Annotated in this window: 11 protein-coding genes and 1 pseudogene; 6 read left to right on the top strand and 6 right to left on the bottom strand. The window is 50.1% G+C overall.

The features are described from left to right. The first annotated feature begins 129 nt into the window (after positions 1-129). The 4 genes from RW092_RS01285 to RW092_RS01270 all read left to right on the top strand — a co-directional run bounded on the left by RW092_RS01285 (position 130) and on the right by RW092_RS01270 (position 3,887). Entirely contained in the window at positions 130-591 is a 462-nt protein-coding gene (locus RW092_RS01285) for a hypothetical protein (protein WP_316009305.1), read from the top strand. A 235-nt stretch (positions 592-826) separates the two neighbouring features. Next, positions 827-2,404 (top strand): hypothetical protein, encoded by a 1,578-nt coding sequence (locus RW092_RS01280; RefSeq protein ID WP_316009304.1) that lies wholly within the window; start codon positions 827-829, stop codon positions 2,402-2,404. Continuing rightward, positions 2,401-3,273, top strand: coding sequence for an ABC transporter ATP-binding protein (locus RW092_RS01275; RefSeq protein WP_316009303.1), 873 nt, complete (start codon positions 2,401-2,403; stop codon positions 3,271-3,273). Before RW092_RS01280 ends, RW092_RS01275 begins: the two co-directional genes overlap by 4 nt. Further along, entirely contained in the window at positions 3,255-3,887 is a 633-nt protein-coding gene (locus RW092_RS01270; RefSeq protein WP_127576445.1) for a hypothetical protein, read from the top strand. The genes RW092_RS01275 and RW092_RS01270 overlap by 19 nt, the downstream gene beginning before the upstream one ends. On the opposite strand, the gene RW092_RS01265 is transcribed toward RW092_RS01270, so the two are convergent. The 5 genes from RW092_RS01265 to RW092_RS01245 all read right to left on the bottom strand — a co-directional run bounded on the left by RW092_RS01265 (position 3,882) and on the right by RW092_RS01245 (position 7,548). After that, a complete protein-coding gene (locus tag RW092_RS01265; RefSeq protein ID WP_316009302.1) occupies positions 3,882-4,304 on the bottom strand; it encodes a hypothetical protein in 423 nt (140 codons plus the stop codon). The two genes, RW092_RS01270 and RW092_RS01265, sit on opposite strands and share 6 nt — an antisense overlap. Before the next feature lie 61 nt (positions 4,305-4,365). Then, positions 4,366-5,283, bottom strand: coding sequence for an HPr(Ser) kinase/phosphatase (gene hprK / locus RW092_RS01260; protein WP_028540235.1), 918 nt, complete (start codon positions 5,281-5,283; stop codon positions 4,366-4,368). Between the two features lie 20 nt (positions 5,284-5,303). Continuing rightward, entirely contained in the window at positions 5,304-6,098 is a 795-nt protein-coding gene (locus RW092_RS01255) for an AAC(3) family N-acetyltransferase (protein ID WP_316009301.1), read from the bottom strand. Further along, positions 6,095-6,916: a sugar phosphate isomerase/epimerase family protein gene (locus RW092_RS01250; protein ID WP_316009300.1), complete on the bottom strand. Its 822-nt coding sequence runs from the start codon at positions 6,914-6,916 to the stop codon at positions 6,095-6,097. The genes RW092_RS01255 and RW092_RS01250 overlap by 4 nt, the downstream gene beginning before the upstream one ends. Before the next feature lie 62 nt (positions 6,917-6,978). Then, positions 6,979-7,548 (bottom strand): TetR/AcrR family transcriptional regulator, encoded by a 570-nt coding sequence (locus RW092_RS01245; protein WP_085279608.1) that lies wholly within the window; start codon positions 7,546-7,548, stop codon positions 6,979-6,981. A 227-nt stretch (positions 7,549-7,775) separates the two neighbouring features. On the opposite strand from RW092_RS01245, the pseudogene RW092_RS01240 reads away from it, so the two are divergent. Both RW092_RS01240 and RW092_RS01235 read left to right on the top strand, forming a co-directional pair. Next, positions 7,776-9,214: pseudogene (locus RW092_RS01240) on the top strand (MDR family MFS transporter). 416 nt (positions 9,215-9,630) lie between these two features. After that, the gene (locus tag RW092_RS01235) at positions 9,631-11,871 is read left to right on the top strand and encodes a bifunctional 2',3'-cyclic-nucleotide 2'-phosphodiesterase/3'-nucleotidase (protein ID WP_016314454.1); all 2,241 of its coding nucleotides are present in this window, start codon (positions 9,631-9,633) and stop codon (positions 11,869-11,871) included. An 89-nt stretch (positions 11,872-11,960) separates the two neighbouring features. Here the strand turns inward: RW092_RS01235 and RW092_RS01230 are convergent, their stop codons facing one another. After that, positions 11,961-12,452: a pyridoxamine 5'-phosphate oxidase family protein gene (locus tag RW092_RS01230; RefSeq protein ID WP_016314455.1), complete on the bottom strand. Its 492-nt coding sequence runs from the start codon at positions 12,450-12,452 to the stop codon at positions 11,961-11,963. Between the last annotated feature and the right edge of the window lie 319 nt (positions 12,453-12,771).

Genomic DNA, 12,771 nt, shown 5'->3' with positions numbered 1-12,771 from the left:
CCGGTGGCCATCTCCAGGAGAGTATAATCTGATTTTGAATCCGTCACATTAGAACAATTTAGCAAATATCACGGATTCAGGTTACATTAATAGTGTAATATCAAATAAAGAAGAGAGGAAGGTTAAACCATGACAAACAAAGCATTAAAAATTGTTGGCGCAACTGTTCTATCTTTCTCACTAGTTACTGGAGTTTATGGTGCTGTTTCAGCAAATAGCGGCACAGCCGCCAAGAAAGAAAATAAAATAATCGAAATTACTCCTTTCGCAATCAAGGATACACTAACTTGGGATTTGAAAGGAAATGTGGTTGACCCTACTAACACTTTCAATGTGACTATTGGATATCCAAACATTAAGCTATATGCAAAAAATACAGGGACTGAATCTTTTAGAATTGAAGTGAAGCACAACACCAAGAACACTGTTATTTTTAATGAAACCGTTAAAGCAGGTAAAACCGTGGAAGTTGTAAACAATGATAGTAACCCAAAGGTTCCTTCAGGCACTTATACAGTTACGATTTATGGTGGATCAGGTTTGCCTAAAGGTGAAATTGTACTTAAAAGTTCTGACACCAAGTGGCCTTAAGAGTCCATCCGAAACAGAGTAATCTAACAAAGGGGCTGTCCCAAGAGTCATTTTGATGACGAAGAGACAGCCCCCGTTTTTTGACAAAATGAAACAAACTAACTCCTTAGCATGAATTGCTATGACATTGTTTGTCGCGGGGACCTAATCCATTTACTAATTTGGAATATATAGTAATATATGAAGAGGGATTTTCCACTAAAAGGTTGAGGTTACTATGCTAAAAATGATTGGAATGGAAATCAAGCAGTTTATTCGGACTCCGTTGTGGATGACTCTATTTGCTTTAACCATCGTTGCAGCTATATTTTTGCCAAGATCAAGCTTAACCGATCTCTCGGTTGTGCCTGGCCTAGTCTATTTTATGATGGTGATGTCCCTTCTATTTTCAATCTATGGCGCGGAAATTGCACGAATGGAAATCAACAACCATGCTGAGGAGCACCTTTTCGTAACACCTAAGTATGCCTTATATCATCGAAGTAAGCTCCTGTATTGGTTGACGCTGTCTGCTGCCATTTACTTCCTTTTCTATATAACTGTTATGGCCTACATCGGAATTACTTACAACAATATCACCAAGTCAGACATCCTGGATTCCCTGCTCTATACGGTGTTATGTTGGTTCATTCCCTTTTTCTACTCCATCATCCTGGGATATCTTGTGTACCGAAGTCTTCCTGGCATTTATAGCTATTTGATCATGATTTTTTTGTGGTTCTTAACCATGCCTTATAATTCCATGTTGGGCTTTATTCCACAAACCTTGGGTGGTTGGCTGATTAACGGGGACCCGAACATCATTCTTATCTTCTCCTCCAATCCGTTGGAGAGTCTTGAAATCAACAAAGGATATTACTTCCAAAGGGCATTCATGTTTCTGTTGTTGATCTCAGCTTATACCTTGGTCATGTACCAAAGGGATCGAACAAAAAGAAACCTAGCCATAGCGACCATGGTGATTTCGCTGCTTATCCCAACGTTATCCCCCTACGTTCCATATATCACAGGGAGTGATACGCTTGGACAAGCCGTTTTCCATTACAACGATGAGATCCAATTAAACACCGGCTATAAAGTGAATCAATACACCTTTCATCTGAACCACGGGGAGAGCAATCATTACTTCCGCTATACCGTGGATATGGATATCGAATCGCAGAGTGATCAGATTTCTTTGGCTTTATTAGAGGATTTTCAGGTTCTTTCCGCAAGCCTTAACGAGCGACCTATAGTTCCAACACGCTTAGGGAATGTGGTCCAACTTGAATTGCCTGAACGGATCGGGACACTGCATCTGGAAGTGGAGACCCGTACTTATCAAGCCATTGGACCAACAACATTACAGCTTATCGCGACCTCTGCCTGGTATCCTATGAATCCGCTGGAGGCCATGGATCCTTACTCGCAGGGAGTTAAAGAGAAATACGAAATCTATTGGGATTCCGCAAAACCCAACCGAATCCTATCGAATCTAGCCCATCCCTCTGAAAATTTATGGACAGGCGTTGCCTTCGGCCCTACGGTTCTCATGGGTGAATTTGAGCAGGATGACCATATTGTATTCCCCAGCTACGTAACCTTAGATTCGATACAAAAAATCAAACAATGGGTGGAAGAACATATCCAAAACAATAATAAAAAGTATAACGTATCTGTTAAACTTCCACCGAACATTTATTTTGTCACCACGTTTGCCAACACGAATGAAAGTATGCAGGCCAATCCGGATGAAGCCTATTTGAATCCAAAGGGCTATTCTATTGATGATATTTTAAGATTGTTCTATCCACAGAAAAAAGGTGAGCGATGATGTTACAAGTTGAATCCATTGCTAAAAAATTCGGCAAAAAAGAAGCTCTGCACGAGACCTCCTTCACATTGGATAAGGGGATTGTTGGACTCCTTGGTCCGAACGGGGCGGGAAAAACGACACTCCTGAGAATATTGTCAACTTACTATGCCCCAGATCGCGGGAGTATCCGCATGAATCAACTGGATTGGAAAAAAGACACCGAGAAGGTGAGAAGAATCGTAGGCTATTTGCCGCAGCATATCGGCGGCTTCCCCAACTTGAAAGCAAGAGAATACCTGGAATACATAGGGGTGCTTCGAGGATTGGACACTCGGCAGCTCTCGAAAGAGATTCCTCTTATTTTACAGGAAGTGAATCTGGAACAACATGCGGAAGATCTGGTCAAATCGTTCTCAGGAGGCATGAAACAGAGGTTGGGGATTGCTCAGGCGATCCTTCATCATCCCGCCTTACTGCTTGTCGATGAGCCAACCGCAGGCTTGGATCCCGAGGAGCGAATTCGTTTCCGGAATCTGATCAAAAAGCTGGGGCAAGACCGAATCGTCATTCTCTCTACCCATATTACAGAAGACGTAGCCATGACATGTGATCAAGTCCTGTTGATGCAAGGCGGTACGATCCAGCCGTATCCTTCGATTGAAGAAGTCGTATCTCTTGCAAAAGGAAAGGTGTGGGAGCTTACTACAGATGTCTCTACCGCCGAGCAAATTCGGACAAATCCCGCAGCGTTGATGACCCAGCATCTCCAACTGGATTCCAGTCAGGTTCATCTTCGGTACATAGCACCTGATCCGCTGGATTCTAAAGCGACTGCAGCATCACCTACTTTGGAAGAGGGGTATATGGTTTGGTTAAACAAGAGATAATTTTCTGGCGTTATCTATTTAAAACTCGGTACGGCCTCCTGCTCTTTCCGCTTATCCTTACGTTGCTGGCTATATGGTTAAAGAGCTTCAACGCCGATCTATCGAACCAACTCTTAATTTATATCGTGTTCCCGGTGATGCTGTTTCCAGTAGTAGCGTCGTTATACCAAATAGGTTCAATCAATCATAAAGAACTTCTTCTCACCTATCCGTTGAATGCCTTCTTCGTTGGCTGGATCCGGCCCGTCCTGCTGAGTTTGGTCTACTCCGCAGTCTACACTGCGGCTCTTCGTGATATGGGCAATTATTCGGCGGAGGAGCTGGGGCTGGCCTTTACCTCGGCGGTTTTCTATATGATATTATCTAGTTTCTTTCTGATTTTCTTCAAAAATATCGCACTAGGCATCGTGCTGCCTTTGGCTTATCTTTTTTTCGGCATGTTTACTACAGGCACCGGTCAAGGATTTCTGTATCTGATGCAGTGGAATCGAGCCAATCCGAACCTCTCCCTCCAAAGCTGCATGGTGACCCAAGCCGCAGTCGCTCTTATCTTTAGCCTCGGAGCACTTTATTTTCTTAAAAGGAGAAATGTTTATCATTGGACAAGCTTATAAAGTCTTGGGATCTCGAAACCCACCCCCCGCCCAAAACGTCACCCCCGCAATATATAACGGATACAACCCACACGCCGCGATCACAACCAACCCGATCCCCGGAAGCGGCACCTCTTGGGGATCGGTGATCGGATAGATGTAAGCAAACCCTTTGATAAACAACAGGAAGTAAGGAATCCACAAGATCGTTATCAGGTACTTGCGTTTCCCGGGGTTCAGGTGGAGCTTCGTCAGAACATACGCGAGGATGGAGAACAGAACCAAGAGCAGCAACACCGCCACAGGGACATAACGATCCATATGAGCAATTCCGGTGACCCTTTCCAGCCGATACACGTTCATCAGAAGCTCCATTTGCATAAATAGGGAAAAAGCATACAGCACGCTGACTCCATTCACTTTCCACATCATTTGCATCGTTGAACCTCCCCCCCTCACCAGTGGGTTCGCCGGGATCATAGGAGCTTACCAGCAGCCCCTACGACCCCATCTCTTCCTCGATCCGCTTCATAAACTCATCCACCGCGCTATAACCGAGCTGCTTCAGATACCAGTTGTTCGCCGCTGCCTCGATGAGGCCCGCGACGTCCCGGCCCGGTTGGAGCTGGATTTCGATGTGCGGGATCTGGACCCCTAAGTATTCCGTAAACTGCGGCACGGTCTCCAGTTCGTTGTTGAGGGCATTTTCCTGCCACGGCACCAGCTCGATATCCAAGACGATCCGCGTCTCATCCTGAAAAGCTCGACGTCCATACTGCCGTACCACGTTAATCAGTCCGATGCTGCGTAGAGCCAGAAATTCGCGGGTCGTTTCGTTATGAGTTCCGAGCAAGGTGGTTGGGCTTAGCTTTTTTAACACGACAATATCGTCCGCGACCAGACGGTGCCCTCTGCGAATCAGGGTATGCGCCGTTTCGCTCTTGCCGATGCCGGATTTGCCGCGCAGCAGGATACCGATCCCCGAGACGTTCACGCACACCCCATGGATTGAGATCTCCGGAGCCAGCGCCTTGACCAGATAACTGTCCAGCTTGGCAATAAACTCCGTCGCCGTCTCTTCCGTCCGCAGCAACGGAATCCCCTCCTCCTCGCAATACAGCTCCAGATAAGGAAACTCCTGCTGCCCAGACGTCACAATAAAGCACGGAGGGTGATATTTCACGATGTTCCCGATCCGCAGCTTGCGTTCCTCTACGCTTAATGTCAACAGGTAGTTGATTTCTTTACGGCCCAACACCTGCACCCGATTCATGGGAAAAAAATCAAAATACCCCACGAACTCCAGCCCCGGCCGATGCGTCCGAGGTCGCGTGATCTCACGATCCATCCGTTCCTCCCCGGCAAGCACTTCCAACTTAAACGTATCCACCAACTTCTGTACGGTGATCGTCTTCATCTGATTCTCCTCCTTCCGGTTCATTCTGATCGGCTCCCCATCCAGCGTTCCGGATCTTGAAGCGGTTCGTTATCGGAGAACAAATCCGGCTCCTCTTTCAACATTTCCGTAATGACTTCTGCCACGCCGGCCGCATCGCAGACCCGTACCACGGCATCTCCCAATTTCCCCTTGCGCAAGGCCCCTCGATACTCCAGCACTTCTTCCACCTTCCAAAAATGCTCCGACCAAGGCAACCCGCAATGTCTGCGGGAAGGGACCGGAATTTCCGTACCGTCCGGCGTGATCGTGTACAACATTTCGTGATCGTCCGTAAGTCTCCCCGGAATATCCACCCACTCCTCCACCCCATGAATGAAGGTGTTCCGTCTCAAATCGACCCCAACGAGCAGGATCGTTGCTTTACGGTCGAGCAGCTTCCCCCATGAGGACCCTCGGGCACAAGGCGTATCAAACAGATGGTCCTCCGCCGTAAACGCCTGAGCATCCCGACCTAACGCGGCAACCGAATGGGTTGGATGCCACGACCGGATAACGCCCGGTCTCTTCCGGAACAACTCCGGCAGAATGCCAACGCACACCGGGGAATGCTCCACCTCGAACCGCGGGTGATCTTGATTGATATATGACCAGGTATGCGTAGGAAACACTAACAACCCCTGCGCCATATACTCTGTAAGCGCATCCAAAACGGTATCTGCGCCGCCCTCGACTTCACCAATGCTTTTCATGGAGGAATGGACCAGCACCGTGCCTGTACCGTCCAACCCCAGAGCCTCCAGTTGGCGGGTTAAACTCTCTTTCGTATGCCTCATCTTTGGCTTCTCCCCTCTCGTACAAACCTCGCTGCCTCAGCGCATTGCTCCTCCGTCACCGCCTCCAGTGTCACGAAGCCACAGGGCTTATACTGCTCCAGCAGCCTCCAAAACAGCGGGTAGTTCAGCTCCCCTAAACCTGCAGCGGTTTCCAGCAGTTCGCTCTTCGCGCCGCGTTGCAGATCCTTGGCATGGGCGCTGACGATACGCGGACCCAACAGATCGAAGGCCGTCTGGATCACCTGATCTTGGCGGTCAAAATTAGCGGTATTCATCAAATTGCACGGGTCGAGAACAACACCCACACAAGAAGAGGGGAAGCGTTCCAGCGTCTGCGCCATCGTCTCCGGCGAATCGATCAAGTGCCCTTGGGCCGCCTCAAGGCCGATGGTCACACCCCAGCGTTCGGCTTCATCCACCAGCTCCTCCAGCGCGCGGTTGAGGCGCTCCCAATACGCCGGCAGTCGTTCTGGGTCCGCCGGTTTGCCGACCTCGGTTGCCACAATCGGCGCACCGAAATGCCGCGCATGGCGCAGATGCTCCTTGAATCGGTCCACGTTGTGCCGGTAGATCTCCTCATCCAGGTCAATCAGGCTGGCATAGCATCCTAACACGGCGATCCGTACGCGGTGATCCGCAAACGCGCCGCCGATCTCCATGGCCAAGCCCGGGCTTAACTTGCCCAGCGAGCAATCCACATCCGAAATGGCTTTGGACAACGCCAATTGCACATAAGGAAATTCATAGGCGGCCACCTTCGCGGCCAGCTCCCGATAAGGCTGCTTCCCCAATAAATGCGCCAAAATCCCTGCCGACACTTGCCTCTCCTCCTTTTTCCCATATCCCATAGGTTAACGACAGCGTACGCTCAACACGATCCTTAAGCCTTCGATGGACTGCTTCTTCGATATAATTGATTGATTTGGTTGGCCAGATAGCTCGGACTATAAGGGGTGCCTTCCTCAATCCACCAGGTGACGATTCCCAACGTCGATGCGGCAATGACCTCGATGGGGACTTGCTTGGACGGATCTGCCGCCTTCCGGCGCGCCCGCCGCGTCGATACGATGTTCATCATGATCTCGAACAGTTGATGGCGGAACTCTTTATTTTCAAGCAGCACTTGAAATAAAGCCGCATTCTCGTAAATCTCCTCCAGGAAGGAGACGAGCGGATTGTTGTCCTTGGTCAGACCACTCTCAGTGAGCGGGTGAATTCTCCGAGCCAACTCATCTAACACTTCCTTCGTCAGCTGCTCCAGTAAATCCTCCACATCGCGATAATGCAGATAAAACGTAGCGCGATTTAACCCGGCCCGATCAGCCAAGCCCTGCACAGTGACTTTGCGCAGATCGGTATTCTCGTGCAGCAATGCGATTAACGCCTCCCTGAACATTCGCTTCGTCCGAATGATGCGGGGGTCCACCTTGCCCTCCTTATTGCTCAACATTTCGCTTCTCCTTTGACGATCATCCGCAAATTATTCAACACAGACCTGACAAACTGTTGATTAATCTACACTTCGGCGGAATGTGTAAATGGTCATTTGCAGCGTTGCGTGGTAGTATTTTTTATCGACAGATTATCAATTACTTGACGACCCGTCAATGAAATGGTCATTACGAAAGGAGCAACACCGTGAACACCGCAGCACCCCATGTGAATAAAAAAATCCTGATGCCCGTCCTGCTCTTGGGCTCGTTCTTATCGATCTTAAACCAAACGATCTTAAATGTCGCCTTGCCCGATTTAATGAAGGAATTCGCCATTTCGGCTACGACCGTGCAATGGCTGATTACCGGATTCATGTTGGTGAATGGGATCCTCGTGCCGATTACGGCTTTTCTGATGCAGCGATTCACGACCCGGCAGCTGTTTATCAGCTCCATGCTCCTGCTGCTCGCTGGAACATTCATTAACGCTGTCGCCCCCAGCTTTCCGCTTCTATTAACAGGGCGGTTGATTCAAGCCGCAGGGGCGGGCATTATCATGCCGCTGTTAATGATGGTCGTGATGGTGGTCTTCCCGAAGGAAGGGCGCGGCGCAGCGATGGGGCTCATCGGTCTGGCGATGATCGTTGCCCCGGCGATTGGCCCGACGCTGGCTGGTTTGGTGATTGAGCATTTCTCCTGGCGGTGGATTTTTATCGGAATGCTGCCGCTGGTTGCGATCGTCATTCCATTAGCATTGAAATACATGGTGAATGTGTCGGAAACCTCGAAGCCGAAGCTGGACCTGATCAGCATCGTCTACTCAACGCTGGGGTTCGGCGGTCTTCTCTTTGGCTTCAGCAATAAGGCTGGGGAAGTGCCGAAGTGTTGACGTGCCTGATTATCGGCGGTATTTTCCTGTTGATGTTCTGCTGGCGTCAGCTTACTTCGCCCGTTCCACTGATGGATTTGCGAGTCTTTAAGGAAAAGATGTTCTCCGTCACCACAATCATCAGCATTATGATTATGATGGTCATGTATGCGGATATGATCCTGCTGCCGCTTTACTTGCAGAACAGCCGGGGCTTCTCGGTGTTGGACACCGGCCTGCTGCTGCTGCCTGGGGCTTTAATTAATGCGTTATTGTCGCCGATTTCCGGACGTTTACTGGATAAATTCGGGATCAAGCCCATTGTGATTATCGGGCTGTTGTTTACGATTCCGGCGATTTGGGGCGTTACGCATTTAACGGAAACAACGTCGTATACGTACCTGGTATTCCGTACGATTGTACTGCGCATCGGCTTGAGCTTCTTAACGATGCCGCTAAATACCGCGGGACTCAACGCTCTGCCGAAGCAGTTAAATGCCCACGGTTCGGCGGTAACGAATACGGTCCGTCAGGTCGCCGGTGCGATTGGGACGGCCTTGGTGGTCACCATTTATACGACGCGCACCAAGAACCATGCCGCCGAGCTGATGCAATCCGGTCAAAGCTTGTCTACAGCCCAGTTGAAAGAGATGTCAACCATTCTCGGAACGAATGACGCTTATCTTTGCATGGGAATCCTGAGCATCGTGATCCTGGCGGTAACGATCTTCATGCCCAATCGCCGAGGCGAAGCGAAGGCGAAAGGAATCAAAGGTACACAAGAAATGGAGCAACCGTCCGTAGAAGAAATTTAAGGCGACCTGAGGTCGCCTGTAATTTGTACATTTCAAGATCCCGATGACATAAATTGAATGACGCCGATAAGGATCAACGCTAACCAAACAGCCAATAACCAGGAGAATATTTCTGATGACCTTCCATCGTTTATCTTGAGAATAAAGACGTTTCTCCAGCTCATTCAGCCGCTCTTCCATTTCCAGCTCCGATTTGTTCGAAGGCCCTCCCATAAACATCCCTCCTCGGCTATATCATATCAGACACCCAGAATATACACAATTTGTAAATTCCAAGCTCGAGGGACTGGTCGAAAATTCTCATGACAAGCCCTTCCAGATCCATTAAAATATTTAAGTAAAATTTAAACGATGTTGTCGGCACATGATTTCACCCGACATGTCAGGAAGTACCCAAATTCGAAGGAGGAGTGAACTTGTTCAAATCCCGCAGTCCTAAATTGATCCTTGCATCCTTGCTTGCGGCCAGCCTGGCAGCCCTGCCGTTCACGGCGTCCGCAGCAGACACGAGCAGTGCAGCAACCGTCGAGCTCCGCATTATGGAGACGACCGACTTGCATGTGAACATCGTGAACTATGACTATTTTACAGACAAGCCTACCGACGAGTACGGCTTGGCCAAGACCGCCACGCTGATCAAGCAAGCGCGTGCGGAAGCGAAGAACAGCTTGCTGATCGACAACGGTGACTTGATTCAAGGGAATCCGCTGGGCGATTATGTCGCGACAGTGGATAAGCTGCAAGAAGGCGAGACCCATCCGGTCTACAAAGCGATGAACTTGCTTGGTTATGACGTCGGCAACTTCGGCAACCATGAGTTCAACTACGGTCTGGATTTCTTGAAGACGGCGGTGGCCGGATCGGACTTCCCTTACGTCAACGCCAACATTTACTTGGATGATCAAGATCAAGACCCTTCGAACGACAAAAACGCCTTCACTCCATACATCATCCTCGACAAAGAGGTGACTGACAGCACCGGAGCGAAGCACACGCTGAAGGTGGGCGTGATCGGCTTCGTGCCGCCGCAAATTCTGTCTTGGGACAAGGCGAATCTGGAAGGGAAAGTCATCGCAAAGGATATCGTAGAAACTGCGAAGAAATTCGTACCTGAGATGAAAAAAGCAGGCGCTGACCTCATCATCGCGGTACCGCACTCCGGCTTCGAGGACATTCCACAAACCCCGCTGATGGAGAACTCCGTCCTCTACCTGAGCAAGGTGGAAGGCATCGATGCGATCCTGTTCGGCCACGCGCATAAAGTGTTCCCGGACGCATCCTTCGAAGGCAAAACCGGCGTCGACCTGGCCAAGGGGACGATCAACGGTGTTCCTGCCGTAGAGCCGGGTTATTGGGGCAACAATTTGGGGATCATCGACCTGACACTGGAGAAATCCGGTGAGTCATGGACAGTAAAAGACTCCAAAGTCGATGTGAAGCCGATTTACGATACGGAGAATAAGAAAGCGCTGGTCGATGCGGACCAAACGATCTGGGACGCCATCAAAGAGGACCATGAGGCAACCCTGGAGTACATCCGCGGCCCGGTAGGCAAGACAACGGCTCCAATTAACAGCTTCTTCGCCCTGATCCAGGACGATCCCTCGATCCAAATCGTGACCAACGCGCAAAAATGGTACGTCGAGAAGCATCTGCAAGGCACGGAATACGAAGGCTTGCCTGTACTGTCGGCTGGCGCTCCATTCAAGGCCGGCGGACGCCAAGGCGCGAACTACTACACGGATATTCCTGCTGGGGATATCGCAATCAAGAACGTAGCTGACTTGTACCTGTACTCGAACACGGTGAACGCGGTGCTGGTCACCGGCGCTGAGATTAAAGAATGGCTCGAATGGTCCGCCGGACAGTTTAACCAAATCGATCCGAACAAATCGGAAGAGCAAGAATTGGTGAACTACGATTTCCCTACGTACAACTTTGACGTGATCGACGGGGTAACGTATCAAATCGATGTAACGCAACCGGCGAAATACGATGCCAAGGGCACCCTGGTTAATGAGAAAGCCAGCCGGATCGTGAACCTGTCCTATAACGGCAAGCCAATCGATCCAGAGCAAAAATTCGTTGTTGCCAGCAACAACTATCGCGCGTCGTCCAGCAAGTTTGCGAACCCGGACGGCAAGCGCATCATCCTGGCTTCGCCGGATGAGAACCGCCAAGTCATCATCGACTACATCCGTGAAAACGGCACGATCAACCCAACGGCAGACGGCAACTGGTCGCTTGCTCCGTTCGGTAACGCCAACGTGACGTTCGAGACTTCGCCTGCTGCCAAGGAAGCTGCTGCGAAGGCCGATAACCTGGAGTTTGTCGCTGATTCCGAAGGCGGCTACGCCAAGTTCAAACTGAGCTCGGCCGCTGAGTCGGTGAACCCGGCTCCGGAACCAACGCCAACGCCGGAACCAACACCAGAACCGGCTCCTGCCCCGGCACCGGCTCCTACGCCGAAGCCTGAGCCAGCCCCTGCGCCTTCAGCAGAGAAGGACATTGTCCACATCGTGAAGAAGGGCGACACGTTGTACCACATTGCCCTGGAGCATGGCACAACATGGCAAGCTCTGGCCAAGTACAACGAACTGAAGAACCCGCACTTGATCCGGATCGGACAGAAGATTTTGATTCCGGTGAAGAAATAAGAACAACGGGATAAACCCAAATGCCAAAGCCGCCTCCTGCAGGTCGTTATCGACCCGCCGCGAGGCGGCTTTTATTGATCGGTTCACACCTAAAATTTCACCGTCTTGTTCAGCTCCGCTTCGGTTTCTTTTCCCGTAAGCTGGGAGAACATGCGCTTGATCACTTTGACAAGATTGCCGGTCTCCCAATATTCCGCCGCTTCAGCCTTCACTTTGATCAGGACCAGATTCGGATCATCGCTGGTCGTATGCAGGAACTTGGCATACGCAGCGTTCCAAAACTGCTTAATCTTCTCCCGGTCATTGACCACCTCCGCTGTCCCGCGTACCGAAACGTAGGAGTCCCCAACGTAGGACACGTTCACGTGAGGGTGATCCTTCAGCTGGCTGTATTTGTCCGTCTCTTCCTTCGTGAGAAACCACAGGTCCCCGTCAAATTCAACCTCCTGGGTTTTCATCGGACGCGACACCAACCCTTCCTTCGTCACCGTGGTCAGCATTGCGATCTCGATGCCTTTGATCAATTTCCGCACCGTCTCCACAGCTTCTTGGTGCGCCGTCTGGTGATTTGCCACTGTCATGTCTGTTCACTCCGTTTGGGTTGTTTTTTCTTACCTGTTGTTAGATTGAACAGAACTTCTAAAAATAACCGCAAATCACCGATCCCCCCTCCCGAGCTAACGGACCTTAATGACGCTATTTATCCATTTCCCGAGAATTTCCCGTTGTAACGGACTTCAGGTGCCTTATTAGGCTCTTAGAAGCATCATTTGGGTTGATCTTTGGCAAATAACGCCCCGTGAGTCCGTTGCTATGAACGTTTTTGTCAAGCCCTCGGTTTTAAATCTGCCTGAGCACGTGGCGCGAGAGCAAAAATGCGAGCGACGGTCGGCACGCTGC

Source organism: Paenibacillus sp. 3LSP, from assembly GCF_032465655.1.
Taxonomy (GTDB): Bacteria; Bacillota; Bacilli; order Paenibacillales; family Paenibacillaceae; genus Fontibacillus; species Fontibacillus barengoltzii.
This window is presented reverse-complemented; position numbering and strand designations above follow the sequence as displayed.